The 26,387-nt window shown below is 62.2% G+C and carries 24 protein-coding genes; 9 read left to right on the forward strand and 15 right to left on the reverse strand.

Translation table 11 applies throughout. From position 1 onward, the window contains the following. Window positions 1-37 precede the first annotated feature (37 nt). Window positions 38-532: an FxsA family protein gene (locus ACR0NY_RS13230; protein WP_170368988.1), complete on the reverse strand. Its 495-nt coding sequence runs from the start codon at window positions 530-532 to the stop codon at window positions 38-40. A gap of 108 nt (window positions 533-640) precedes the next feature. Between ACR0NY_RS13230 and ACR0NY_RS13235 the strand changes: the two genes are divergently transcribed. From ACR0NY_RS13235 to ACR0NY_RS13245, 3 genes are read left to right on the forward strand one after another with little or no spacing between them, the layout of a single operon-like run. Beyond that, window positions 641-1,300, forward strand: coding sequence for a Tim44/TimA family putative adaptor protein (locus tag ACR0NY_RS13235; protein ID WP_170368987.1), 660 nt, complete (start codon window positions 641-643; stop codon window positions 1,298-1,300). Further along, window positions 1,297-2,337 (forward strand): murein transglycosylase A, encoded by a 1,041-nt coding sequence (mltA, locus tag ACR0NY_RS13240; protein ID WP_170368986.1) that lies wholly within the window; start codon window positions 1,297-1,299, stop codon window positions 2,335-2,337. Before ACR0NY_RS13235 ends, mltA begins: the two co-directional genes overlap by 4 nt. Continuing rightward, window positions 2,337-2,924: a Smr/MutS family protein gene (locus ACR0NY_RS13245; protein WP_170340663.1), complete on the forward strand. Its 588-nt coding sequence runs from the start codon at window positions 2,337-2,339 to the stop codon at window positions 2,922-2,924. Before mltA ends, ACR0NY_RS13245 begins: the two co-directional genes overlap by 1 nt. Here ACR0NY_RS13245 and ACR0NY_RS13250 read toward each other — a convergent pair. The 3 genes from ACR0NY_RS13250 to hslU form a co-directional block, all read right to left on the reverse strand. Next, complete coding sequence (locus tag ACR0NY_RS13250; RefSeq protein ID WP_217354918.1) at window positions 2,921-4,066, reverse strand: MFS transporter; 1,146 nt, start codon at window positions 4,064-4,066, stop codon at window positions 2,921-2,923. The two genes, ACR0NY_RS13245 and ACR0NY_RS13250, sit on opposite strands and share 4 nt — an antisense overlap. Before the next feature lie 71 nt (window positions 4,067-4,137). Further along, entirely contained in the window at window positions 4,138-5,235 is a 1,098-nt protein-coding gene (locus tag ACR0NY_RS13255; RefSeq protein ID WP_170368984.1) for an alpha/beta hydrolase, read from the reverse strand. Window positions 5,236-5,336: 101 nt separating this feature from the next. Next, complete coding sequence (gene hslU, locus ACR0NY_RS13260) at window positions 5,337-6,644, reverse strand: ATP-dependent protease ATPase subunit HslU (protein ID WP_170340657.1); 1,308 nt, start codon at window positions 6,642-6,644, stop codon at window positions 5,337-5,339. Between the two features lie 200 nt (window positions 6,645-6,844). On the opposite strand from hslU, the gene ACR0NY_RS13265 reads away from it, so the two are divergent. Continuing rightward, window positions 6,845-8,086, forward strand: a complete 1,242-nt coding sequence (locus ACR0NY_RS13265) for an MFS transporter (RefSeq protein ID WP_170368983.1) — start codon at window positions 6,845-6,847, stop codon at window positions 8,084-8,086. 3 nt (window positions 8,087-8,089) lie between these two features. On the opposite strand, the gene hslV is transcribed toward ACR0NY_RS13265, so the two are convergent. Then, the gene (gene hslV / locus ACR0NY_RS13270) at window positions 8,090-8,647 is read right to left on the reverse strand and encodes an ATP-dependent protease subunit HslV (RefSeq protein WP_093963878.1); all 558 of its coding nucleotides are present in this window, start codon (window positions 8,645-8,647) and stop codon (window positions 8,090-8,092) included. A 195-nt stretch (window positions 8,648-8,842) separates the two neighbouring features. Between hslV and ACR0NY_RS13275 the strand changes: the two genes are divergently transcribed. Further along, entirely contained in the window at window positions 8,843-9,037 is a 195-nt protein-coding gene (locus ACR0NY_RS13275; RefSeq protein WP_093963877.1) for a DUF1127 domain-containing protein, read from the forward strand. A 129-nt stretch (window positions 9,038-9,166) separates the two neighbouring features. Here the strand turns inward: ACR0NY_RS13275 and trxA are convergent, their stop codons facing one another. The 8 genes from trxA to regB all read right to left on the reverse strand — a co-directional run bounded on the left by trxA (window position 9,167) and on the right by regB (window position 20,992). Then, the gene (trxA, locus tag ACR0NY_RS13280) at window positions 9,167-9,487 is read right to left on the reverse strand and encodes a thioredoxin (protein ID WP_093963876.1); all 321 of its coding nucleotides are present in this window, start codon (window positions 9,485-9,487) and stop codon (window positions 9,167-9,169) included. Between the two features lie 60 nt (window positions 9,488-9,547). After that, complete coding sequence (gene addA / locus ACR0NY_RS13285; protein ID WP_170368982.1) at window positions 9,548-12,907, reverse strand: double-strand break repair helicase AddA; 3,360 nt, start codon at window positions 12,905-12,907, stop codon at window positions 9,548-9,550. Then, window positions 12,904-15,831, reverse strand: a complete 2,928-nt coding sequence (gene addB / locus ACR0NY_RS13290) for a double-strand break repair protein AddB (protein WP_170368981.1) — start codon at window positions 15,829-15,831, stop codon at window positions 12,904-12,906. The genes addA and addB overlap by 4 nt, the downstream gene beginning before the upstream one ends. After that, complete coding sequence (locus ACR0NY_RS13295) at window positions 15,824-16,510, reverse strand: nucleotidyltransferase family protein (RefSeq protein ID WP_170368980.1); 687 nt, start codon at window positions 16,508-16,510, stop codon at window positions 15,824-15,826. The genes addB and ACR0NY_RS13295 overlap by 8 nt, the downstream gene beginning before the upstream one ends. Continuing rightward, entirely contained in the window at window positions 16,507-17,511 is a 1,005-nt protein-coding gene (locus ACR0NY_RS13300) for an aminoglycoside phosphotransferase family protein (protein ID WP_170368979.1), read from the reverse strand. The genes ACR0NY_RS13295 and ACR0NY_RS13300 overlap by 4 nt, the downstream gene beginning before the upstream one ends. After that, on the reverse strand, window positions 17,508-17,978 hold the full coding sequence (gene tsaE, locus ACR0NY_RS13305) for a tRNA (adenosine(37)-N6)-threonylcarbamoyltransferase complex ATPase subunit type 1 TsaE (protein ID WP_170340647.1): 471 nt from the start codon (window positions 17,976-17,978) through the stop codon (window positions 17,508-17,510). Before tsaE ends, ACR0NY_RS13300 begins: the two co-directional genes overlap by 4 nt. Before the next feature lie 41 nt (window positions 17,979-18,019). Further along, window positions 18,020-19,528, reverse strand: coding sequence for a PAS-domain containing protein (locus ACR0NY_RS13310; protein WP_170340644.1), 1,509 nt, complete (start codon window positions 19,526-19,528; stop codon window positions 18,020-18,022). Window positions 19,529-19,594: 66 nt separating this feature from the next. Beyond that, complete coding sequence (gene regB / locus ACR0NY_RS13315) at window positions 19,595-20,992, reverse strand: sensor histidine kinase RegB (RefSeq protein WP_170340642.1); 1,398 nt, start codon at window positions 20,990-20,992, stop codon at window positions 19,595-19,597. A 90-nt stretch (window positions 20,993-21,082) separates the two neighbouring features. Between regB and ACR0NY_RS13320 the strand changes: the two genes are divergently transcribed. Both ACR0NY_RS13320 and ACR0NY_RS13325 read left to right on the forward strand, forming a co-directional pair. Further along, complete coding sequence (locus ACR0NY_RS13320) at window positions 21,083-21,709, forward strand: SCO family protein (RefSeq protein WP_170368978.1); 627 nt, start codon at window positions 21,083-21,085, stop codon at window positions 21,707-21,709. An 80-nt stretch (window positions 21,710-21,789) separates the two neighbouring features. Then, window positions 21,790-22,344 (forward strand): ActR/PrrA/RegA family redox response regulator transcription factor, encoded by a 555-nt coding sequence (locus tag ACR0NY_RS13325; RefSeq protein WP_170368977.1) that lies wholly within the window; start codon window positions 21,790-21,792, stop codon window positions 22,342-22,344. 50 nt (window positions 22,345-22,394) lie between these two features. Here ACR0NY_RS13325 and ACR0NY_RS13330 read toward each other — a convergent pair whose 3' ends face one another. Together ACR0NY_RS13330 and ACR0NY_RS13335 are read right to left on the reverse strand one after the other, a co-directional pair. After that, window positions 22,395-23,534: an alpha/beta hydrolase gene (locus ACR0NY_RS13330; RefSeq protein WP_217354917.1), complete on the reverse strand. Its 1,140-nt coding sequence runs from the start codon at window positions 23,532-23,534 to the stop codon at window positions 22,395-22,397. 228 nt (window positions 23,535-23,762) lie between these two features. Next, window positions 23,763-24,356, reverse strand: a complete 594-nt coding sequence (locus tag ACR0NY_RS13335; RefSeq protein WP_170368976.1) for an HD domain-containing protein — start codon at window positions 24,354-24,356, stop codon at window positions 23,763-23,765. Between the two features lie 204 nt (window positions 24,357-24,560). Here ACR0NY_RS13335 and ACR0NY_RS13340 point away from each other — a divergent pair, with 204 nt between their 5' ends. Next, window positions 24,561-24,875 (forward strand): hypothetical protein, encoded by a 315-nt coding sequence (locus ACR0NY_RS13340; protein WP_170361060.1) that lies wholly within the window; start codon window positions 24,561-24,563, stop codon window positions 24,873-24,875. A gap of 99 nt (window positions 24,876-24,974) precedes the next feature. Then, on the forward strand, window positions 24,975-26,363 hold the full coding sequence (gene ahcY / locus ACR0NY_RS13345; RefSeq protein ID WP_170368975.1) for an adenosylhomocysteinase: 1,389 nt from the start codon (window positions 24,975-24,977) through the stop codon (window positions 26,361-26,363). Window positions 26,364-26,387 lie beyond the last annotated feature (24 nt).

Raw genomic sequence — 26,387 nt, forward strand, 5'->3', positions numbered from 1 at the left:
TAAATTCGCCACTGCTTATCAAGTTGGGCCGGGCACCTCAATGCTGGTGCGGCCCTTCCACCCATTTCGACGGTTGTGCGGGTTTTGTGCGCACTTCCGAATACTCTCCATCTATGATGTCATCCCCACCGAACGGATCGCGCGCCGCCCCGTATTGCGGGCTGGGGCCCATCTGGAACTGGGTAATCGTGACCCGCGACTTGAGATACCGAAAAACCGCGGCCCGCACCCCGGGAACCAGCAGCGCAAAGCCGATTGCGTCGGTGAAGAACCCGGGTGTCATCAGCAGAACACCCGACAGCAGGATCATCGCACCACTGGCCAGCGGTTCGGTCGGGTCGTCCAGTTCGGAAAAGGCGCGCTGTAGCTGACCCGTCGCCATGCGACCTTGTGTCCGCACCATCGCAGTACCCAGAACGGCGGTCAAAACCACGATTGCCAGCGTCGGCCACAGGCCGATCAGACCGCCGACCTGGATAAAAAGGGCGATTTCGATGATCGGCACCAATAAAAATGCCAAGAACAGATACATATGCGCTATCCTTTCCCATAGGCCGGGCTGTGGACTTGCCACCAACTGTCACCTACATAGTGACACGAGGCCGCGTGTACAAAGTCTCGGTGCTGAAAAGAGGACGAAATGAACTCACCCCTGATCCAGCTTCTGGTGCTGGCTGGCATAGCCATCTTCCTGATCCTGCGTCTCAGAAGCGTGCTGGGCACGCGCGAAGGCTTTGAAAAACCACCGGTGCCGCAGCAACCCGACACCGGGAAGTCGCGTCGTGATTTCGAAGTGATCGACGGCGGTCCGGATCGTGACATTACCGACCATGTTCCCGAAGACAGCGAATTGGCGCAGACGCTGGCTGCGATGAAGCGCGTCGAGTCGAGCTTTTCGGTCAGCGAGTTTCTGCAGGGCGCCCGTGGCGCCTATGAGCTGATCGTCATGGGGTTCGAGCGGGGCAACCTGGATGAAATCCAGCCCTTCCTGTCCGAGGAAGTGTTCGAAACCTTCGTCTCGGTTGTCGCCGATCGCGAGGACAAGGGCCTGACCATCGAGGCCGAATTCATCGGTGTGCGTGAGATGGGTCTGGTGGATGCCCAATTCGACAAGGATTCCAACCGCGCCGAGATCACCGTGCGGTTCGTCGGAGAGCTGACGTCGGTCGTGCGTGACCGGGGCGGCGACATCATCGAAGGCAGCCCCAACACGATCAAACGCCAGAAGGACAGCTGGACTTTCGCCCGCGTCATGGGCGCGGATGATCCGAACTGGCTGCTTGTCGCCACGGACGCATGATCGGAACGCTCCGGTCGCTGATGCTGGTGGCGGTTCTAACCGCCGCCAATGCCGCCGGAGCCGAGGCGACGCGATCCATCCTGTCATTTGCTGACCTTGACGGCTGGGCCGAGGATGACCACGGCGCGGCCTTGTCCGTTTTTCTGGACACGTGCGGGGATCTGGACGATCCGGACTGGCGTTCGTTGTGTGCAGCCGCAGGGACATACGAGCCCGATGCCGCGCGCGCCTTTTTCGAATTGTTCTTCCGGCCCATCCTGATCGAGGACGAAAAGGCCCCGCTGTTCACCGGATATTTTGAACCGGAATTGAACGGCTCGCGGACGCGGACTGAAACCTACAGATACCCGGTCTACAAGATGCCGCCCGAGGCGCGGGAGGCCGGGCAATGGCTCAGCCGGCGCGAACTGCTGACCAGCGACGTGATGAAAGGCCGCGGTTTGGAAATCGCCTGGGTCGATGACCCGGTCGAGTTGTTTTTTCTACAGATTCAAGGCTCGGGGCGCATCCGTTTGCCGGATGGCAGTTCCGTGCGTGTTGGATATGGCGGGGCCAACGGCCACCCCTATCGGTCGGTTGGGGTTGAACTGGTCCGGCGCGGTATTCTGGGTGCGCATGATGTGAGCGCCCGGATGATCCAGTCGTGGGTGCGCAAGAACCCCGAGATTGGGGCCGAGCTTTTGATGCACAACCCGTCCTACGTATTTTTCCGCGAGGTTTCGCGGGTGGCTGCAGACCGCGGTCCTTTGGGCGCAATGAACCGGTCGATCACCGCAATGCGCAGCATCGCCGTTGACCCGGCCTATACCCCGTTGGGCGCGCCAGTCTGGGTCGAAAAAGACGGTAAGACTCCGATGAGGCGCTTGATGATCGCACAGGACACCGGCTCGGCAATCAAGGGCGCACAACGGGCCGACATCTTTTTCGGAACCGGGGACGCCGCGGGACAGGCGGCGGGCCAGCTCAAGGATCCCGGTCGCATGATCGTTCTGCTGCCGATCCAGCGCGCCTATGCCATGCTGCCGGATGAGTTCTGATGACCCGCCGCAAGCTGACCGAAGACGAGATCGAATTGTGGCACAAGGTAACCCGGCAGACCGAGCGGCTGCACCCGGAGATTCCCCAATCCGTGCACCCATCGACCTTGCCGAAACCCAAGCCGCGAAAAACCCCAAAAGCGCGGATAGACGCCTTTGAACTGGGTCAGAATGCACCGACAAATGGGCGCGGCCACAGCTTGAAGCCCGCAATCGGCGACAGCCTGCGCGCCGCACCCGTACAGATGGACAGCAAGGCCTTTGCGCGGATGAAACGCGGCAAGCTGAAGCCCGAAGGCAAGCTGGATCTGCACGGAATGCGGGTCGATACGGCCCATCCTGCTCTGATCCGGTTCATCCTGTCGGCGCAGGCATCGGGAAAACGACTGGTTCTGGTGGTCACCGGCAAAGGCAAGGACAGAGACGAACCCGGCCCGATCCCGACGCCCCGCGGCGTGCTGCGCAACCAGGTGCCTCAGTGGCTGCATTTGCCACCGCTGGCCCAAGCGGTTCTTCAGGTCAGTCCCGCCCATATCAGCCATGGCGGTGATGGGGCTTACTACGTGTATCTGAGGCGGGTCCGCTAAAGCAGCCGCCGGGCCCTGTGAATACCGATCCAGACTATGCCGCACGTTGCCACGAAAAACCAGGCGATCCACAGGAACTGCGTGCTGAGTGGCACGCCCAGATCGATCAGCCCGCCAGTCAGGCCGGGCCCGACAGCAGACCCCAGCACCATGACGGCGGCAGCCATCGCCTTTATCGCGCCGATGTGACGGGTGCCGTAGAACTCGGCCCAGAACGCGGCGGGCAGCGTGCTGTTGGCGCCGACCGAAATGGCAAGACAGGACAAACCGATTACGGCGCCGGGGATTGTCTGGACAAACGCAAACAGGGCAAACCCGGCAGCCATCGGAATCTGATAGAACGGCATCATCCGCGCCGTTCCCCATCTGTCCAACGCCCAGCCCGAGGCGAACATCGCCAAGATCGACACTCCGGTGTAGACCGGAAACAACGCAACCAGTTGGATGTGGGCCCAGCCCTTGGTCTGCGCCAGATGGACCTGGTGAAAGAAGAACGCAGTAATGAATGCCGAAGGTCCCATGAGCGCCGGCATCATGAACCAGAAAAGCGGGTTCAATAGCGTTTCGCGCCGGGTCCAGTGCCGCCCAAGCATCCCGGTCGCGCTGGTTTCCCGGGCTAGGCTTTGTGGTGTCCGTTCCTGACGCAGCATTCGCATCAACGCCGGTATTCCCAACAACGCGATGGCGGCGGAGAGCGCCCAAAGAAAATGCCAGTCGACAAAGGCCATGGCGGCGACGAACAGCACCGGCAGCAGGGCCTCACCGACGGCAAATCCCAGCGTTGCGATGGAGAGTGCCCTGCCCCGCGTGGCCGTGAACCACCGGGCCATCGCAACCATGGCAATATGGCTGCACATGCCCTGGCCGAACAGACGCAGCAGAAAGATGACCACGGGCAACAGGATCACCCAATGATTGACCGCCATCGCCAGCGCGGCACACGCAAGCCCAAGCAGGACAGCCGGGCCCAGCACGCGGACACGATAAATATCGGTCAGCCCTCCGGCCCAGATCATGACGATCGCGGAAACAGTCGTGCCCAATGAATAAAGACCGCCCCATGCGCCGTGGCTGAGGCCGAACTCGGCCCGGATCTGCCCGGCGAAGATCGAAATGAAAAAAGTCTGCCCGAAACTGGACATGAAGGTCAGCAAGACCCCCGCGCCCAACCACGGAGCATTGTCCGCAAGGAATAGGCGGACCCCTCGCCCTATCACGGAGTGCTGACCCGCACCTGCCCGGTTTTGGTCAGAACAACCTCGGTCGCGCCGGCATCGTTTCGCACGGCCGGCGGCACCAGAAGATCAATGCCGCCTTGATCCCGGCCAAACGTCCTGCTGACCCGGCCCGCCGCGTTGAGAATCGACAGAAGTGCCGGAGATGTGGCGGCCACGAAATGCGAGGATTCCGCATCTTTGTTGAAGGCCGTGGTGTCGATAATGCTGACCGGGTACTGCGCCAGCTTCTCGGTCGAGCTGATGTTGCCCAGCCGCTCGCCTTTGGCAGTTCCGCGCAGGCGTCCGGACACGTTCAAGATCTTGTCTTTCCGCGAGACCATGATCACGAATGGCTCGGGCGGAGACTTGATCACCGCCATTTGCGACCGGAACACGTCAACGTCGAGATCGGGCGAGATCAGCAACACACCTTCCAGATTGCGCCGCGACCAGCCTGGCTCGCGCAGCTCGGCCTGGCGCATCATCTCCATGGTCAGCGCGCCTCCCATCGAGTGCGCAACGATCAGCACGCGCGGGACGCCCAGGGATTTCAGCGTAGATATGGTTTGTTGCAGCCCGTCGCGGGCAAACAGCATACTGTCCAGATCATAGGCATAGCCCGACCCGGCCCCTCGGCTGGGCCAGGAATAGACCAACGTCTTGCCGGGCAGGCCGATGTCGTGAGCCAACTGAGCCGCGCGAAAAACGGTTTCGGTCTGGGTGGCGTTGTAGCCATGAACAAATATCGTGACTTCCTTGGCGCCGTTCAGCCGTGCTTTCAGATCCTGCTCGGACGGAAATTCGCGCACACCGGCCAAAACGAACTGCCGGCTCGGGTTAGGGTCCGAATAGGAAAACTCAAGCGTCCCGGGGCGGTGGTTCGGCGGGATCGAGACGGTGGTTTCGAGGAATTGCAGGCGGTCAGCGCGACGATACCCGTATGAGCCATCGGCCTCGCGTGCGCGGGTGGTCGCCGCGAACACGGTCTGCGCGGTGCCGACGTCCAACGCTTCGGGCAAGGTGACCGAGATGGATCGGTCAACGCAGCCTCCCAAAACGGAAACCGTGACGAAAATGATCAGATAGCGCAGCACGGAACGATCCCAGACCAACAGTTACGTGCTACGCATAGCGTAACCTGCCGACGCGTCCAGATAATTGCGCAGGACCAACCGGCAAAAACCGGCTGATCATGTTACAGAACGTAACGGCTCAGGTCCGTGGATTTGGTCAGCTCACCAAGGTTTTCATCCACAAAGGCCGCGTTGACCACGATTTCCGCGCCGGCACGGTCCGGCGCGACAAAGGACAGATCTTCGAAAACGCGCTCCATCACGGTGTACAGGCGCCGGGCGCCGATATTCTCGACGCTCTGGTTCACCTCGGCGGCGATCCGGGCTAGCGCGGCGATCCCGTCCTCGGTAAAGCTGACGGTAACGTTTTCGGTGCCCATCAAAGCCGTATACTGGCGGGTCAGCGCGTTGTCCGTCTCGGTCAGGATGCGAACGAAATCCTCTTCGGTCAGCGCACGCAGCTCGACCCGGATCGGCAGACGCCCCTGCAGTTCCGGCAACAGGTCCGAAGGCTTGGCGATATGGAACGCGCCGCTGGCGATGAACAGAATGTGGTCGGTCTTGACCGGGCCGTGCTTGGTGGAGACGGTGGTGCCTTCGATCAGCGGCAGCAGGTCGCGCTGCACGCCTTCGCGGCTGACATCCCCTCCGCGGGTTTCTGCCCGTGCGCAGACCTTGTCGATCTCGTCCAAAAATACGATGCCATTCTGCTCGACCGATTCCAGCGCCGCGCGGGTGACGGCCTCGTCATCCAGCAACTTGTCGGCCTCTTCCCCGATCAGGATGTCATAGCTTTCGGCAACGCTCATGCGGCGCTTGACGGTGCGCCCGCCGAATGCCTTGCCGAAAATGTCGCCCAGGTTCATCATGCCCATCTGTCCACCCGGCTGGCCGGGAATGTCGAACATCGGCATCGGGTTGGACGTATCGGCCAATTCAAGTTCGATCACCGTGTCGTCCAGCTCGCCGGATTTCAGCTTCTTGCGGAACATCTCTCGGGTGCTCTCGCGGGCGTCCGAGCCGGCGATGGCCTCGATCACGCGGTCCTCGGCAGCCTGATGCGCCTTGGCTTTGACCTCTTCGCGCATGTATTCACGGGTCTGGATGATCGCGGCATCGGCCAGATCGCGGATAATCTGTTCGACATCGCGGCCAACATAGCCGACCTCGGTGAATTTGGTCGCTTCGACCTTGATGAAAGGCGCGCGGGCCAGCTTGGCCAGGCGGCGGCTGATCTCGGTTTTGCCCACGCCGGTGGGCCCGATCATCAGGATATTCTTGGGATAGACCTCGTCGCGGATGTCATCCGCCAACTGCTTGCGCCGCCAGCGGTTGCGCAGGGCCACGGCGACAGCGCGCTTGGCATCCTTCTGCCCGATGATGAAACGATCCAGTTCCGAGACGATCTCGCGCGGGGTCAGGTCGGTCACAGGGCAGTCCTTTCGATGGTCGGCAGTCAGCTGCGGCTTAGGTAAGCACGGGGTCGGCAAAAACAACCGAGACCGCACATTTGGCCGGGTTGGTTAACAATGACCAGGCGCCAATGCAATTCTTTCCTGACCTCCATGTTGGGAGATTTCGGTGTGCTCTGATAGGGTTGGCGGAATGTGCGCGGGACCCGGAGAGTGAAATGACCAAGATTGCCAAGATAACCCTGCTGTTTGTGGTGTTCGTGGACCTGATCGGCCAAGGGCTGGTTTTTCCGATCATCAACTCGCTGATCATGGAGACGAAATCGGGCTTTCTGCCGGAAAGCACGCCAATGGGCAGCCGTCACTTCTACTACGGTCTGGTGATCGGGTGTTTCTTCCTGTCCTGGTTTCTGGGCGTCGTCTATGTCTCGAAGGTCTCGGACTCCATCGGGCGCAAGAATGCACTTCTGGTCTGTCTGGGTGGCGCGCTGGCGGGCTATGCGATCACGATTGCGGCGCTGTATCTCAATAGCCTGATCCTGTTGATCGTGGGCCGGTCGATCACCGGGTTCACGGCCGGAAACCAACCCATCGCGCAGGCTGCCATGATCGACGGCAGCACGGATGCGGCCGATCGTGACCGGAACATGGGTTATATCGTGACAGGGGTCAGCTTTGGCCTGGTTGGCGGCCCGATCATCGGAGCGGTCCTGTCGGATGCGACGCTTTTGGGCAGCGTTGCCACGCTCAAGACCCCATTCTACGGCGCGTTTGTCCTGGTGCTCATCGCGATCCTGCTGGTGCTGTTCTTCTTCAAGGATACCCGAACCGAACGCGAGCCCTTCGTCTTTCGCCCCCGCGACGTGACCGACAGCCTGGTTGCCGTGCGCGGCCACCCCATGGTTCTGAAGATCCTGCCCGTCTACGCGTTCTTCATGATCGCGAACGTCACCTTCTACGTGTTTGTGGACAATTTCCTGACCAGCGCCTTTGGGTATGGCGTGATCGGTGGCAGCATGGCGATGGTCGTCATCGGTGTTGCGCTGGCCTTCTCCAGTACGTTTCTCGTGAAACCCGCGCAGGAACGGTTCAGCAAGCACAACATCATCTATGTTTCGCTGATCGTCATGGTGATCTGCGGCTTTGCCTTTGCCTTCAGTCCCAGCGGCGTGCTCAGCTATGTGCCGGTGTTCCTGTTCTATTTCCTGTTCGGCGTGGCCTACCCGACCCTCCTGGGCCTGTTTTCCTCGTCGGTCAGCGAGGCGGATCAGGGCTGGGTCATGGGCGTGACCACGGCTGTGTTCTGCCTAGCGGGTGGAATCATGTCGCTTATCGGCGGCGGGTTGATGAGCTTCGATATCCGCCTGCCCTATTACATCGTGATCGCCTCGGCCATTCTGGGGCTGATCGGGATGCACCGCCGGTGGAAGGGCAAGGAGATTTCGGCCCTGCTGGCCTGACCCCTAGCCCGAAATGCTCTCAACCGTCAGGTTGCCGTTGGTGTAGACACAGATATCCGCGGCAATCGCCATGGCCTCGCGGGCAACCTCCTCGGCGGACTTGTCGCTGTCCATCATCGCGCGCGCGGCTGCCAGGGCAAAGTTGCCACCCGACCCGATCGCCGCCACGTCATGTTCCGGCTCGAGCACGTCCCCGGCCCCGGTGATCACGAACAGGTCACGGCCGTCGGTGACGATCAGCATCGCCTCAAGCTTCTGCAGGTACTTGTCGGTGCGCCAGTCCTTGGCCAGCTCGACCGAGGCGCGGGCCAGTTGACCGGGCGTGGCCTCCAGCTTGGCTTCCAGCCGTTCCAGCAGTGTGAAGGCGTCGGCGGTCGAGCCGGCGAACCCGGCGACGATCTCGAACCCGCCGGGCGACAGGCGCCGCACCTTGCGGGCGGTGCCCTTGATCACGGTCTGGCCCAGGCTGACCTGCCCGTCACCCGCGATGACGATCTGGCCGCCTTTCTTGACGCCGATGATCGTGGTGCCGTGCCAACCGGGAAAGTCGTTCTCCGCCATTCAAGCCTCCGTATCCGTTGATGCCCTATATGGGCCGGAGGCGCGATCCGCGCAACCCGTTCTCAAACTGCCCAAAAGATATGCAATCCGTGCATCACGGGGTTGTCGGACCAGCAATTGTGAGTCGCCTGTCGCAAGACTAGATGAGGCTTACAACCGACACAGGGTCGGCTGTTTCAAAAAAGGAATGCGCAAATGGCAACCACCGCAAACATCCATGCGCCGCTCGGAGCAGCTACCATCCTGCGTGTAGTGGACGGCATCTCGCACGCTTTCGAAGCTGTCGCCGAATGGAACACCGCCCGCAAGACCCGCAAGCTGCTGTCGCAACTGAGCGATGCCCAGCTGGAAGATATCGGTCTGGTCCGCGAAGATATCGCCAAGATCTGAATTCAGACCGAATTCGACTAAAGACGAATGGCCGCTTGGATTTCCGGGCGGCTTTTTCTTTTTGCGCAGACCATGCACAAAAAAAGGCGCCCGATGAGGAGCGCCTTTTTTGTTGAGTTCCGTTCGGTATCAGATGGATTCGTCGATCCAGCTTTGCAGGGCGGCCTTCGGGGCAGCGCCTGCGCGGTTCGAAACCACCTGACCGTCCTTGAAGATGAATAGCGCGGGAATACCGCGTACGCCCATGGCTGCGGCCGAGTTGGGGTTGCTGTCCACGTCGACCTTGGCGATCTTGACCTTGCCGCCATATTCAGCCGCCAACTCTTCCAGAGCGGGGCCGATCTGCTTGCAGGGTCCGCACCACTCGGCCCAGAAATCCACCACGACGGGGACGTCCGAGTTCTTGACTTCGGCGTCAAAGGTTTCGTCGGTTACGGCTACGGTCGACATATTCTGTCTCCTGAATGACATGCGGTTGGGAGTCGAACGTAGGTGCGCCCATTGGGGAGGTCAAGATATCTGGGCCCGCACCAGCGCATCTGTCACAAGATCGTGTGGCAGCCACATCAGGCGCGCTGTGCGCGTCCACAAAATCGCGGTGCGGATCTCGCGGCCGGGATAGATCTGCGACAGCGCGGCGGCATAGGCGCCCATCTGGCGCAGCAGACCCTCGGGGCAGGTCTCGGCCCGATCAGGAACCGTGGCGTTCGATTTGAAATCAATGACTTGCACCGCGTCATCCGTCACGATCAACCGGTCGATCACCCCGTGGATCCGACGACCGTCCAGAGTGGCCGAGACGGGCACCTCGGCCAGCGCGGCCGGTGCAAAGACGGGGGCCAGGTCCGGCGCGGTCAGTACGCCCGCCGCCTCGGCCAGAAGGTCGCGGCGGTCACTGTCTTGCATATCGGGCAGAAGCCGGGCGCAGAGCTGATCCCACCGGTCGCGCGGCGCCTGGCCCAGGTGTTCGAGCAGCAGGTGCAGGCGGGTGCCGCGCAGCTTGGCGGCCTCTTCCTCAAGCCCGGTTTCGCCCGGCAGAGCCTTGGCCCCGCCCAGATCGGACGGGCTGAGCGTCTCGGGATCGGGCGTCGGCTCGGGCGCGGGCCGGTGGAACAGGTCCGGCAGGGTATCCTGCACCGGTTCCGGGGTCGGGCGATGGTCCAGTGGCAGATCCTCCCAATCGCCATGCGCCAGACGGCGGATGCCGGTGCCGGGGATCTCGGTGGCCCCTGCCCGGCCCATCGCCTCTTCGACCAGCTGGTACCAGCTGGACCCGTCCTTGCCCAGATCGCCGGCAGCCGCCACGATCAGCCATTTCTCGGCCCGGGTCAGCGCAACGTAAAGCAACCGCAGCCGCTCGTTCTCCTCGCGTTGGCGCGCGTCTTCGCGGGCGCGGGCGATGAGGCTGGGCGACAGGTCGGCGGGCACCTTCCACAGCGGCGTTCCGTCGGCGACCATGATCTCGGCATCGCGGGGCGGCTGCCGCTTGCCGGTGTCCGGTAGGATCACGATCGGCGCCTCCAGCCCTTTCGAGCCATGCACTGTCATCACCCGGATCATGTTGCCCACGCCGGTCATCTGGCGCTTGATCTCAAGGTCGTCGGTCTGCATCCAGACCAGGAAACCCGTCAGACTGGGAATGTCCGATCGCTCATAGGCCAGCGCCTGCGACAGCAACGCGTTGATGCCGTCCTCGGCCTCGGCGCCCAGACGACCCAACAGTTTGCGGCGGCCGTCATGGCGGGTCAGCACCCGTTCGATCAGGTCATAGGGGCGCAGAAAGTCCACCTGCCCGCGCAGATCGTTCAGTACCGCCAGCGTTTCGGGAAAATCCCCGGCTCGTTGGCGCAGCGCCGCCCACAGGTACCTTTCCTGCCGACGATGAGCCAGGTCGAACAGCATCTGCTCGGACCAGCCGAACAGCGGCGATTTCAGCACCGTGGCCAGTGACAGGTCATCCTCGGGCGTGGCGAGAAAGCTCAGCAGCGCGGCCAGATCCTTGACCGCCAGTTCCGCGCCCACCTTCAGCCTGTCGGCCCCTGCGATCGGCAAACCCTGGGCCTTGCAGGCGCGGATGATCTCGGCGAACAGGTCCGAGCGGCGCTGAACCAGGATCAGGAAATCCCCCGGCCGCACCTTGCGGCGCACGAAAGTGCCGCGCGTGGGGCCGTCTTCGGGGATGGTTTTGCCGGCGTCGATCATGGCCTTGATGCGCGCGGCTATCTGGTTGGCCAGGATCACCGTGTGATGCTGCGCCGCGGGCCGATCGACCGGGTCGGTCCAGTCGCCCTCGTCCGCGTCCTCGACCTTTTCCACCACCGGCCACAGATCGACCCGGCCGGGCAGATCGGCCTTGAAGGCGCGGTGCTGGGACTCTTTCTGAAACCCCGCATCGGCGCGGTTTTCGAACAGGATATCGACCAGCGACAGGATGGCGCTGGAGGAGCGGAACGAGTATTCCAGCGTCCAATCCCACAGTTTAGAGCCTGATTCCTTTAGTTTCCGCCCAAACTCGGCCTGCATCCGGTCAAAGGCCTGCGGGTCTGCCCCCTGGAAGGAATAGATCGACTGTTTCTTGTCGCCAACCACGAAGATCGTCCGCTCGACCCCGGACCGCGCGCCCTCGCCGCTGGTGAATTCCTGCGCCAGTTTCTCGACCACATCCCATTGATCGGGGCTGGTGTCCTGCGCCTCGTCCACAAGGATGTGGTCGATGCCGCCATCCAGCCGGTACAGAACCCAAGCGGCCACCGCCGGATCGTTCAGCAACAGGCGCGCGCGCAGGATCAGGTCGTCGAAATCCAGCCAGCCGCGCAGTTGCTTGCGGCGCTCGTATTCCGGCAGGAAGGCCGCCGCGAAGCGGTGCAGCACCAGAGATTTGCGTGCGGCTGCCAGCGCCAGTCGCCCTTCCCTTGCAGCTTCGACCCGCCGCATCAATGCCTCGAGCGGATCCATCTGCCCCGCCAGAACCCCCTCGCGTAGCGCCTTGGTGGGAAAGCTGTTGATCTTGGCGGTAAAGGGCTCTTTGGCGGATTTGCCGGTCAGGAACACATCTTCCAGCACCGGCAACTGACCCAAGGCGGGTTCGGTGAAGCCCGACAGTTTCTCGGCCGCCTTGGCGTCGGTCTTGCCGCCGCCCGCCAGCGCCGGAAGGATCGAACGGATCAGCTCGACTTCGCCGCCCAGAAACACCTGCGCCAGCAGCGCGTCCTCGTCGAACCCCTCGGGTAGGCCAAAACGGGCCAGCAGGTCGGGCCATTGCAGCGCGGGCGTGAACAGGGTGCGCTTCTGGGCGATCGCGGCGGTCAGCTTGTCAAAGCCGGTATCGGTGATGTGTCGGGCCACGTCCTCGATCAGGCGGGCCTGCGGGCCTTCGGCGAAATCCTGGACGATTTCCTCGCGCAGCAGGGCCGCGGCACGGTCTTCCATCTCGGAAAATTGCGGGCTGACCCCGGCCTCGAGCGGGAACCGCCGTAGCAGCGAGGCGCAGAACGAGTGGATCGTCTGGATCTTCAAACCGCCCGGCGTTTCGATCGCGCGCGCGAACAGGGTGCGGGCACGGGCCAGGCGGTCGGGGTCGATCACCCCTTCGACGCCCAGTTCGGTCAGTTGCCGCTGCAACGTGGCGTCGTCCAGCATCGCCCACTCGCCCAGCCGTTTGAACAGGCGGTTCTGCATCTCGCTGGCGGCGGCCTTGGTGTAGGTCAGGCACAGGATGTGCTGCGGCTGAACGCCGTCCAGCAGCAGCCGCGCCACGCGGTCGGTCAGAACCCGCGTCTTGCCCGAGCCCGCATTGGCCGCCAGCCAGGTCGACGCATCGGGCCGCGCCGCCTGAACCTGCCGTTCGGTCGCTTCGTCGCGCGGGGTCATGTCAGATCCTCGGGCTTGGTTTCGGCGGTGCGGTCCCATTCGCCGAACCGCGCCAGGTGGTCATAGTCGCCCACGTCGCTGTCCTTGTGCATCATCCGGCGCGACGAAAACCCCTGATCAGGCTCTAAATAAGAAGAAATCAGCTCTTTCAGCTCGGCCAGAACCCTGTCGGGCGGCTCTTTGTCCAAGGGTGCCGGGACCTCTTTGTAGGTGCCGCCCATACCGATGAACACGGCGCTGGCCACGGCCATCGGGTCAAATCCGTCGATCCCGCCCTGCTCGGCCATCGCGGCTTCGATCAGCAGCTGTTTGTCGAACTTGGCCTGCTGCGATTCCGAGGGCGGCGTGCCGGTCTTGTAGTCGATGATGGTCAGCGCGCCGCGGCTGTTGCGGTCGATCCGGTCGGCGCGGCCATTCAGGGTGAACCCAATCGGTTCCAGCGTCAGGCGCATCTTGGCCTCGAACGCGATCGGGCCGCCGTCGCTGCGGCGGCTGACCTCGGCGCGCAGAAAGTCGTCGACGATCCGCTCGAGCCGCGCCAGCCAAAGTTTCCGGGCGGTGGGCCAGGCGACATGCTCATCCAGCAACGCCTCGGCCCGTTTCAGGAAATTGTCGCGGGTCAGCAGCGCGCCGTCCAGCACGCTGTCCTTGACGAAATGTTCCAGGATCTCGTGGATCACGATGCCGCGCAGCAGGGCGTCGGGCGCCTGTACCAGCGCGTCCAGCGGTTTCAGGCGCAGAACGTGCTTGGCATAGATCGCATAGGGGTCGCGGATCAGCCGCTTGATCTCGGTCACCGACAGGCGGCGCGGGCGCGCGGCCACCGGCGGGCGCGGCGAGGGGCGCGGTGCGGCGGCGATCCGGGGCGCCTGTTCCAGCATCTCGGACCAGCGCAGCCATGTCTTGCCCCGGTCGCGCATCTGTTCAAGCGCAGCTCGGCCGCCCTGATCCGGCAGGCCCTGCAACAGGTTGGTCAACCGGTTCAGCCAGCGTGACGGAACGGTTTCGGCATCATCCGAGCGGACCGCGCGGGTCAGCCAGACCTCGGTCGCGCCGATGGCCTGCTGGAAATCATGCGCCGACAGGCCGATTCGCCGTTCCGGCAGCAACAGGCCGGCACGGTCGCGCATCTGGCGGTTCAGCCAGGGGTCTGGCGCGGGAGCCTCGGGCCAGCTGCCTTCGTTCAACCCGCCCAGGATCAGCAGGTCGGCACCCTGAACGCGCGCTTCGAGCGTGCCCCAGATCATGATCCGCGGGTGGGGGGCGTCGCGGTCGCGGACCTCTTGCCCGGCCAGCAGCGCGCCCAGCAGATCGGCGAAATCCAGCGCCGTCATCTCGCCGCCGTGCTCGGCCTCGTCTGCAAGTCCCGAGATCACCGCCAGCGCCGATTGACCTGCGTTCTTGTCCCACAACTCGCCCGCGCCGTCGGTTCCGGCGCTAGCAATCGCCTCGGCCAGATCGCGCAGGCGCTGCACCCAGTCGGTCAGGGGCAGGGTGCCGCTGATCTGCTGGTTGCAGAAATTGCGGATCAGCCACAGAGCCCACGCATCCGGCACGTCTTTTTCGACGGCAAAACCTGTCAGGCTGGCGCTGTCGGGGAAGGGCGGGCCGTTGCGGCGCAGGTGCAGTTCCAGATCGCGGCTGTGCAACAGATGCGCGCCGCGGTCGCCGGCGCTGTGACACAAAGGGTGTTTCAGCAGGGTCAGCAGTGCCTCGGCATCCAGACGGCGCGCGAACAGCCCGGCCACATGGCGCAGGAACCGGCCCGGTGGCGACAGTTGCAGCGGCAGGCCGGCGCTGTCATCGGGCAGGATGTTCCAGCGGTCCAGCGCGGCGCTGACCTGGCGGGTCAGCATCCGGTCGGGGGTGATCAGGGCGGCGGTCTGGCCGGTCTCGGCCGCCTGCCGCAGGCGCAGGGCGATGGCCAGCGCCTCGGCCCGCGGCGATTGCGCCTCGACCAAGGTGATGTTGCGAGTCGCGGCATCCAGATCGCGCAGCTGCGGGCCTTCGCTCATCCAGGCATCGGTGATCGGGGCAGGGCGCAATGCCAATGAAACCAGACGGTTGCGCGCGGGCGAGGGGGGCTGGTCCGGGGTCCAGGCTGCAATCTGGGCCGGCCCGATCCCCAGTTCGGTCATCAGCTTGCGGAACCGGTATTGCGGGTGATCCTCCGAGGTCATTGCCGAATCCAGCCGCTCCCAGACATGGGCGGGCTGGTCGAAATCGTACCCCGGCAGGATCAGCGCCCCCTGCGGTAGCCGCGCCACCGCCTGCATCAGCATCAGCGTGGTCCCGCGCGAGCCGGTGGACCCGGCCAGGATCACCGGGTGTTGCGGCGGCGCGTCCTGCCAACGGGCGATCAGGTTCTCGACCACGCGGCGCTGGCGGGCCTGCACGTCCAGGCTGCCATCCTCGGTCTTGAGGAACTGGTCGGCGATGCCGATGAAGGCCTGCGCCCGTGCCCAATGGCCCGACAGGTCGGTCACGTCCAGCTGCCGGATTGCCTCGGGCGGGACGCCTTCGCCCTGCATCTCTTCGATCAGGGCAGCGAGGCTGTCGGAAAGGTCAAACAGCGACGACCGCGCGGCCAGGTCCGGTTGCTGGTCCAGCAGTCGCGCCACCAGCTGCGTCAGTTCCAGCCGGCGACGCAAGGGCGGTACGGCGGGCGGTACACGATCAAGATCGACGCTTTCGCCCAGATCGGTGACCAGCGAAATGCGGGGCAAGAGGCAGGGCGGACCCTTATCGAACAGCTCGCGCACGCGGCGGGCCATGCGGCGGGTGTTCAGCACCAGTTGCACGCGGGCCAGCGCCTCGGGTGGGTGGCCGTCGCAGCGCACCCGCAGCCCGCGCACCAGCGCCCGCGGAAAATCCGCGCCGGGCGGCACCGCAAAGACCCGGGGGGTGGCGCTGGGGTCAAACATCGGCCAGCATCTCCTCGGCCAGGGCTATGCCTTCGGGGCGGCCCACATCGCACCAGCGCCCGGGATACTGCAGACCGTACAGCCGGCCATCGCGGTGCATCCGGTCCCACAACACATTGAGCGAGAATGCTTTTTCAGGAATGTCCGCCAGACCGTCGGCCTTCAGGATCTGAATGCCGCCATAGACGTGACCCGGCCCGCGTTCAAGCCGGCCTTGGGGGTCGATCCTGAAATCTCCGAGGCCTGCATGTCCGATCGTCTGTGCGATCGGCACGCAGATCAACAGAGCGTCCATCCGCGCCGGATCCCAAGCCGCCTTCAGCAACTCCAAAGGGTTGGGCCCGGACCAGATCGCATCGGTGTTCATCGTGAAAACCGGCCCCGGACCCAGCAGCGGCAGGGCCGCGCGCAATCCGCCGCCGGTTTCCAGGATGTCCGGCTGTTCGTGTGAAAGCAGGACACCACGTGGCGCCAAATGATCTGTCAGCTGATCAGCCAGGTAATGCAGGTTCGCGACCACCCGGCGCGGCCTTAGCGCATCCGTCAGGTCCAGCGCATGGTCGATCAGCGGCCGTCCGGCCACTGGGATCAGCGGCTTGGGTCGGGTGCGGGTCAACGCGCCCATGCGGGTGCCGAAACCGGCGGCAAACAGCATGATGGCCTCGGGTGTATTGGTCATCCGGCCCTCAGCCTTGCAAGGTTTTCGGGCGTTGGGGATGGCAGCGCCTGCCGAACCAGATCCGCGACCGAGACCAGCGCCGGATGCTCGAGATCGCGCATCAGATGAGCCCAGGCCGCCGGGATAAGATCCACGTAATGCGGTTTGCCATAGTCGGTGGCGAGGCGGGCAAATCCGCCCAATATCCGGAGGTTGCGTTGGGCGCCGAGGACACTGTACGCCGTGCGGAAATCGTGGTCATCCACACCTGTTGCCGTGATGTAGCGGTTGACCATGCTCATCTCGATTGCGGCCGGGACAGTGCGGCGGACATCCTGCAGCAACGACATCAGGTCATAGGCGGGATGGCACAGCATTGCGCTTTGAAAATCCAGCAGGCCGACCCGGCGAACCCCGTCGCGCTCAGGCAGCCAGATCAGGTTCTCGGCATGGTAGTCCCTTAGGGTCACCACCCGCGTGCCCGAGGTTTCCTGCAGCAATATGTCGGCGAACCGATGCTGAAAACGATCATGGGCGTCTACGTCATAGGCGCCTTGTATCCCTTGGGCATATTTGGTGAAGGCAAGGGCCGACAATTCCGCCATGAGGGACGGGTCATAGCTGTCCAACGAGGGCAGGGGCCCAGAGTGCAGGTGGACCAGCACGTCGGTTCCTGCCTCGTACAATTCACGCTCGACCTCCGGTTGCTTCTCGATCAGGCGGGCAAACAGATCGTCGCCGAAATCCTCCAGCAGGAGGAACCCGTTCTCGGCGTCCTCGGCAAGAATCTCGGGCGCGCTCAGACCGACGGACTGCAGGTATTTTGCCACCCTGACAAAGGGCTCCACGTCTTCCCCCTTATCCGAGGGCGCGTCCATCAAAACGGCGGTTTGCCCCGTGTCCGGGTCGGTCAGACGTTCATACCGGCGGTTCGAGGCGTCTCCGGCCAGCGGTGCGCGAGAGGCTTTGGCCCAAGGGGTCCGTGCGATCAGCGCCTCGGCCAGAACTGCGCGGTTGGTCATGCGATCCTCTTCAATTTGTCGGTCCACTTGGGATCGGACCACGTCAGGGTCAGGTGTCGGGTTTCTTCGGCAGCAGGGTCGGCATGAAACTGCACCAACAGGGCCGAGGCCGGCTGTAGCGGACCCAGCTTGTCAGGCCATTCCACCAGGCAGATCGCCGTGTCAAAGGCCTCGGTCAGGCCCAATTCCTCGATCTCATCCACCGAAGTCAGCCGGTACAGATCGGAGTGCCAGATTTCGCCGGCTTTGCCATCGTAAACCTGAACCAGCGTGAATGTGGGCGATGGCACATCTTCGGGCACAGGCAGTGCTGATTGGATCAGATTGCGTGCAAAATGGGTTTTGCCACTGCCGATTGGGCCGTCCAGCAAAATAACGTCGCCGGGCGCCAAATGGGCGGACAGGCGGCTGGCCAGATCGGCGGTTTCTTCCGGTGATGTCAGAGTGATCGAAGCGGGCGAATTCATGGCGCCACAATGAACGGGGCCCGAACCCTCTGCAACCCGGTTCAGGCGGTGATCTGCAACATATCCGGCGTTTCTCCAAGCGCGTGTTCGATCGTGAACCGGACGATGGTTGCGCCGTTCTGGATTGGGCTGACCGTGCACAAGAGCCGGGTGCCGTCGCGCTTGTACAGATCAGAGCTCCACTCGACCCGGTTGTTGCGCATTTCCACGAAGTCCCGAATGTCACCCAGAATTGGATTGGCCTGACATTGCGACTGCCACTGACGGGTGACGTCCAGAACCGTGGCTGGTTCAAAGCCGACCTCGTCCGAGTCTCCCCACAGCAGTTGGTAGGCGTAGTTGGTGAAGGCCAGCGTCCCGTCATCGGCAAACACGGCAACCGCATCCGCAAGCTTGTCGAGGATTGACTGCATAAGGTCCATCTCGGACCGGAATCGGCGGGTCAGGGTGATCTCGGCGGTAATGTCCTCGAACAGGAAGGCGACGGCGCCGTCGGGATGGGGGCGGCCGCTGACCGAATAGACTGAGCCCGACGGCAGTGACCAGGTTTCCTGGTAGTTTCCGTCCTCGGCCGCCTCCAGAAGATCGTTCATCTGCCGGCGCCAACTGCGGTAGTTCTTAGGTTCGGGCATCATGTGCTGATCCCGAAGGCGGTCAAAAAAGCTTGAGATATTCGGCCGGCAACTGAGGAAATCGGGCGGTAAAGCAGTCAGGTCGATCAAGGCGGGGTTGAACAGTGCCAACTGGCGGTTTCGATCAAAGATTGCCAGGCCGATCGACAGCTGCGCGAAGGTTTTCGTCATCGTCTGGACGAATTTGCGCTGGGCGGTCTCGGCCTCGACAATGGCGTTTACGTCGACCGCATAATGCAGGTGACCTTCGTCCAGTTCCACACGCGTCAGATCGAACCACAGCTTGTTGCTGCTATCCTTCACCGGAATTGAGACGCGGGTCTTCTTGCCGGGCCGCGCTTCTTCGGTCAGTTCAGGGAACATGGGTTGGGTCAGATCCGTGTCCGGCCCGCGCGCCTTGCGGGCCAGCGCGACATAGGCGGCGTTGCACCATCTTATCTTGTTGGCATGATCCAGAAGCCACACGGGGTAGGGCGCGCGGTCCATGGCCAGGCGGATCGGATCGTTCGGATCCCTCCTTGCTGGTTCGGTGATGCCGGTCAAATCACGCAACTGCACCCGGACGATGCCGTCGATCCATTCACACCGAACCTCGCGCTCGACCGTACAATCTATGGCCGAAACCACGATATTGCCCTGCTGGCGGACGGTTTCGTAAGTCTCGGGGAAGGCCGGAAAGTCGCGCTGCAGCAGGCGCCTGAGATCATCCCAGTCATTCACTGCCTCGAACCCGGACAGGGCGATGTCGGAGTGGCTGATCAGGCGGCTTCCGTTGAACAGAAACACCGCATCCAGCAACGAAGCCGGCGCAGACAAACCGAAATTGTCACCGCGCCGCGGACGGCGCGGCATGAGCCACTGCAGGGCAAAGCCCGACGAAACCAGGCTGATCGCCGCAAGTATGATCCAGTCGGCCACAGCGCCGCCTACCCCAAAAACAAACCGGACCCGAATTTGCGCTGAAATGGTTAACGGTGTCTTAACTCAGACCTGAAACCGTTCGTTCACGCCCGACGGAACCGGGTTGTCGCCTGTCTGCGCATCGATCAGCTTGCGCGGCCATGTCACCAGCACGATTGCACCGCGTCGCTCGGCCTGGTCCGTCACCGCCTGGTAAGGGTCAGACCCATTTGCAAATTTCAACTCGGCGCCGCTGCGCTCCAAGAGCGTTTTTGCGATGAATAGGCCCAACCCCATACCCTCGTATTCGGGGCGTGTGCGCAGATCGCTTTCGGCGCGTCTGCGGCGCATGAACGGGTCACCGATACGGCCGATGATGTGTGACGGATAACCGCGCCCGTCATCCATGATGCTGACGGTGATCCGGTCCGGCGTCCATTCGGCCTCGACCCAGACTTGTGCGCGAGCAAAGTCCACGGCGTTCTGGATCAGGTTTCGCAGGCCATGAATGATCTCGGGCTTGCGCAGGATCGAGGGCTGCTGGACATCCCCGTCAGGCCCCGGGCCTTCGTCAAAATGTACCTGTTTGCCCCTGTGTATGTGGGGCTCGGCCGCCTCGTGGATCACGGTGGACAAAGGTGCCTGGCGCAGGTGCAGGTCATCTTTGCCGGCCCGACCCATGTCGCGCAGAATGTCCCGGCATCGGTCGGCCTGCTCGCGGATCAGGGCGGCGTCTTCCTTCAGGTCCGGGCGGTCGTCCAATTCTTCGATCAGTTCTGAGCTGGTCAGCTTGATGGTGGCCAGTGGCGTCCCCAACTCGTGCGCTGCGGCGGCGACAACGCCGCCCAAGTCGGTCAGTTTCTGCTCGCGCGCCAGGGCCATATGGGTGGCGGCCAGCGCTTCGGACATCGACTGCACCTCGGCGCTGATGCGGTGCGAATAAGCGCCGATGAATACGATCGCGATCACGATGGCGGCCCAGTTGCCGAACAGCAGGATGTCGGGGATGTCCAGAACAAGGCCGAGATCGGTGCGCAACGGCAGGTGAAACTGGGCCAGAAGCGTCGCCAGTACGATTGCTGCGCCCCCGATGATCAGGGTCGACCGGGTGCTCATGACGTTGGCCGCAATCGTCACCGGGCCCAGCAAAAGCAGGGCAAACGGGTTGTTCAGACCGCCTGTGAGATACAGCAGGAAAGCCAGCTGCAGCAGGTCGAACATCACCATGAGGAAGTTTTCGAATTCCGACAGGCGCTTGTTCTGCGGGAACAGCAGGATGGCAGTCAGGTTGCCCATGACCGAAACACCGATGGCAAGGTAGCACAGCCCAAGCTCCAGCTGGACGTGATAGGTCTGCTGGGCCACGGTGATGGCCGTGATCTGGCCGATGATTGCCACCCACCGCAGCAGGATCAGCGTGCGCAGCCGGATCCAGCTGCTGCGTTCCTGTCCGCGCCAGAGGCTGGTGTTGGAATCCGTCATCGGGCGATTATGTCCTGTTGCGTCCGCTGGTCAACTTGATAGGTGTCCCGGCCGAACCGATCAACAACCCCATGTGTCAGGAATTTCGCCATGACCCGCCTTTATGCCATTCTTGCAACCGTCGTTCTGGCCGTGGGCCTGGGTGCCATGTGGCTGATGACGCGCGGCGGCGGTTCGGACGACAAGTTTGCCCAGTGCCGGTCCAGCCAGATTGCAGGCGGCACCGCAACCATCGGCGGCCCGTTCGAGTTGATCAACTCCAAGGGTGAAATCGTGACCGACAAGGACGTGATCACCGAGCCCTCGCTGATCTATTTCGGTTATACCTTCTGCCCCGATGTCTGTCCGCTGGACACCACCCGCAATGCCGAGGCCGTCGACTTGCTGACCGAGCGCGGTTATTCGGTCACTCCGATCTTCATCTCGGTGGACCCAGACCGGGACACCCCCGACGTCGTGGGGGATTTTGCCTACAACCTGCATGAAAAGATGATTGGCCTCACCGGCACGCCGGAACAGGTCAAGGCCGCGAGCCAGGCCTACAAGACCTATTACAAGGCCCAGGACAAGAGCGACGAGTACTACCTGGTCGACCATTCGACATTTACCTACCTCGTTACGCCGCAGGACGGGTTCCTTGAGTTTTTCAAACGCGACGCGACGGCCGAGCAGATGGCCGACACCGTTGCCTGCTTTGTGGACCAGGCGGCAGAGTAACCGTCGGTTTGACCTTTGGTGTGGCGCTGCTAATACTCATCTCAAAGCCTACCGGCATGAAATAGCAGAAAGACCACACCATGGCAGACATTGCTCAGCTTGACATCGGCCCCGACAAATCCCTGCTTCTGGTGGATGATGACGAGCCGTTTCTGAGACGTCTCGCCAGAGCGATGGAAAAGCGCGGGTTCGAGGTGGAAACCGCCGGTTCCGTCGCCGCCGGACGCGCGATCGCCACCGCCCGCCCGCCTGCCTTTGCCGTGGTGGACCTGCGGCTCGAGGACGGCAACGGGCTGGACGTGGTCGAGGTGCTGCGGGAAAAGCGCCCCGACAGCCGGGTCGTGGTTCTGACCGGATACGGTGCAATTGCGACTGCCGTGGCGGCGGTGAAAATCGGCGCCACCGACTATCTGTCGAAACCTGCCGACGCCACCGACATCACCAACGCGCTGCTGGCCAAGGGCGACGAACTGCCCCCGCCCCCCGAAAACCCCATGAGCGCCGACCGCGTGCGGTGGGAGCACATCCAGCGGGTTTACGAGCTGTGTGACCGAAACGTCTCGGAAACAGCGCGTCGCCTGAACATGCACCGCCGGACCTTGCAGCGGATTCTGGCGAAACGCAGCCCGCGGTAGCTTTTTGCCGATCGGCACTGTTCTGGCAACAGGCTTGGGAAATCAAGAAATTAAGGTTCGCCTACAACTTCCACTGAACCTTCGCCAATAAGGTCCTGAAGTTCTGTTGTAGAACGCCTGCCGGTCCGTCCGCTCGTGCGGATTGCTTCACCAGCAATTCGAACAACCTCAGGGGACGAAGCAAATTTCGAGTGACTTGTGCTTTGAGAGTCCTGGACTTGGCTGAGATCAATAACGGTGACTCCTGACCTTGCGAGTTCGGCGGCATCGGCTGCGCCAACACGGTCGACTCCGCCAGAAATGAACTTCGAAAAACTCAAGGCTCCGTCGTCCGAGGATACGAGAACAAAGATTTTCTGATTGTCGTGGGTGATAGTTGAGAGCTGGCTTTCGAATACCGCCAAATCGATATCGGGTGCTGCCAGAATTATGTTTCGAATTTTTTTGTTGGGATTAAACTCGCCAGCAATTTCGGCTTGTGAGATGGCTTCCATCGTAAGGAACGCTCCCATCGAAAACGCGAGTATGTCAAATTGTTGAGCCTGTGATCGCGAAATGATCTCACCGGCTTTCAAAAAGTCTGATCTGGCAGCGAGGGCGCTGTTGATATCGTAGACGTATTTCAGAGTCTCTGCAGCAGACGCCCATGACATCAATACGGGGATCCCGTCATACTCGGTATCCTCGACAAACTGTGCCAATCTAAGGATGGCATCGCTCAGGGTCGTGTTGTAGCCGTGCACAAAGACCAGAACGTTTCTGTCGGAAACGCTGAGGTTCAGTAACTGATTGTCAATTTCAGAAACAAAGGCGGCTTCCGAAACATAGACTTTTGGTTCAACTATGGTGAAGTGCTTTGAGGCAATAGGTGGCAGAGAGCTGGCTCTTTCAATTTTCCCTGCTTTGTGAATTGGCGGGATGGTGACGACTACTGAAGCCAAGCCCAAACCCTCACCGCGGTCACCGGAAAAGAAGACCCCTTCTGCACCGGACGCTTGACGCGTCGTGGCAATGAAGACTGTTTGGCGCTTGGCCTCTTTTACCTCAGATGCAGGAAGTCTTGGATTATCGATCCCTACCAATTCCGGCGGGCGGCCGCATGAAGCCGCTCCCAGCAACATCATCGTGGATAAACACAGAAGCCGGAATGCGCGCGGTAGATCCGAAGTTCCAATTCTGAGGCGTTTCATACAACGACGATCACTCGGCTCGGTTTCGCCTCATTAGACTGACGGTGTCGTTCTTCTGTCAACCGACGAACGCTGGAGCCGCTCTTTTTGGCTCAAGCAGTGTCTTCTCTGCGGTACGATATTGAGTAAATGAGGCCGTTCTTCGGAGTTTAGACACACGGACTGCGTGGGCGCCGCAAAGGCAAATATGCGGCTGGGGGCAAGCAAGATTCCGTTGCCATTCGAGTTTCAAAGCTCCGCCAGCAGCTCCGCATGGCGCGCCGTATATGCCTGCCGCACATCAACCGGTGGCCTGAGTGTGATCTGCAACCCCTCCATCACCGCCGCGTCCGGTCGGCCAAAGAACTTGGTCGCCTCGGCCTCGGAAAATCCCGCGATCTGGGTGGCCTCCATCCACGCGCTGATTTTGTCGGCCTTCTTGATCTGACGTTTCACCGTTTTCGGCACCGCCGCGGGCAGGCCAAAGCGGATGTGGATCGCCGCCGCCAGCCGGTCGTCCAGCGCGCCGTAGCCCGGGCCGACCGCGGCCTTCACCGGCGAGATCATGTCGCCGATCACATATTCCGGCGCATCGTGCAGCAGCGCCGCCAGCCGCCATTTCACCGGCGCCTTGGGGGCGATCCGGCCGAACAGCTCTTCGACCAGCAGGGAATGCTCGGCCACGGAATAGGCGAAATCACCCGCCGTCTGGCCGTTCCAGCGGGCCACGAATGCCAGCCCATGGGCGATATCCTCGATCTCGATATCCACCGGCGTCGGGTCCAGCAGGTCCAGCCTGCGGCCCGACAGCATCCGTTGCCATGCCCTGGGTTGTGTTGCCATTCTGCCATGCCCCATGTTGCCCACCGTGCCCGAGACCCGGTTTTGTGCTATGCTTAAGCCATCCTGATCACTGGCTGCCAACAATTTCTTGAGCAATCGTGCTTTGAACCGGCACCTTGTGATCACGACATGAAGACTGAGGGGGGCACGCGCTCCTCCCAGTGTGCCCCTCTCGGATTGAAACCCAACCGAAAGGAGCCTGTCATGTTCAAGCGTGTATTCGGACTGGCACTTGTCTTTGGAATGGCTGCGGCAGCGCCGCCTGCATTGGCACAGAACTGTGCCTTGCGCGGAGATGTGATCGCCAAACTGCAGCAATCCTATTCAGAGGAGCTTGCCTTTGGCGGCTTGCAGAACTCGCGAGGCGGACAAACGGTCATGGAGGTATGGGCCTCACGCGAAAGCGGGACCTATACCGTTCTGGTGACCCACGCCAACGGCATCAGCTGCATTGTCGCCGCCGGCACCGATTTCTTTGAAGCGATCCCAAAGATTCAAGCCGAGGGGACGCCCAGTTGAACTGAGCGCCGCTCGCGGTCCACTGCCACCCACATTGCCACTTTTCCCCAACGGTGTTAGGGGCTGCCCAAACCGTTGTTGATCGGAATGGAGCATCTGATGGCTGGCGACTACATCGTCAAAGACATTTCACTGGCCGGGTTCGGCCGCAAGGAATTGGATATCGCGGAAACCGAAATGCCGGGCCTTATGGCTCTGCGTGCGGAATACGGCGACAACAAGCCGCTGAAAGGGGCGCGCATCGTCGGGTCGTTGCACATGACGATCCAGACTGCCGTGCTGATCGAAACGCTGGTCGCGCTGGGCGCGGATGTGCGCTGGGCGTCGTGCAACATCTTCTCGACCCAGGACCATGCGGCAGCGGCCATCGCCGAGGCGGGCATTCCGGTCTTTGCCATCAAGGGTCAGACTCTGGAAGAGCACTGGGACTATCTCGACAAGTCTTTCCTGTTCGAAGATGGCCCGAACATGATCCTGGATGATGGCGGCGACGCCACGCTGTACATCCTGCTGGGCGCGCGCGCCGAAGCGGGCGAGGACATCATCCCCGTCCCGTCCTCGGAAGAGGAAGAGGTCATCAAGGCGCAGATCAAAAAGCGGATGGCCGCAAGCCCGGGCTGGTTCACCAAGGTGCGCGATCAGATCAAGGGCGTGTCCGAGGAAACCACCACCGGCGTCAACCGCCTGTATCAGCTGGTCAAGGACGGCCACCTGCCATTCCCGGCGATCAACGTGAACGACAGCGTCACCAAGTCGAAGTTCGACAACAAGTACGGCTGCAAGGAATCGCTGGTCGACGGTATCCGCCGCGCCACTGACACGATGATGGCCGGCAAGGTTGCCGTGGTCTGCGGTTATGGCGACGTGGGCAAGGGCTCGGCCGCCTCGCTGCGCGGCGCGGGCGCCCGCGTGAAGGTGACCGAGGTCGACCCGATCTGCGCCCTGCAGGCCGCCATGGACGGGTTCGAGGTGGTTCTGCTGGAAGACGTGGTTTCGACCGCCGACATCTTCATCACCACCACCGGCAACAAGGACGTGATCCGCATCGAGCACATGCGCGAGATGAAGGACATGGCCATCGTCGGAAATATCGGCCATTTCGACAACGAGATTCAGGTGGCCAGCCTGAAAAACCACAAATGGACCAACATCAAGGACCAGGTGGACATGATCGAGATGCCCTCGGGCAACCGCATCATCCTGCTGTCCGAAGGCCGTCTGTTGAACCTGGGCAATGCCACCGGACACCCGTCCTTCGTGATGTCGGCCTCGTTCACCAATCAGGTTCTGGCCCAGATCGAACTGTTCACCAAAGGCGACCAGTACGAGAACAAGGTCTATATCCTGCCCAAGCACCTGGACGAGAAGGTTGCACGCCTGCATCTGGACCGGATCGGCGTCAAGCTGACCAAGCTGGACAAGGAACAGGCGGATTACATCGGCGTTACGCCCGAAGGCCCGTTCAAGCCCGAGCATTACCGGTATTGATCCGTCAGAAATACGCGGAGAAGG

The organism is Ruegeria sp. BJ5 (assembly GCF_056537865.1).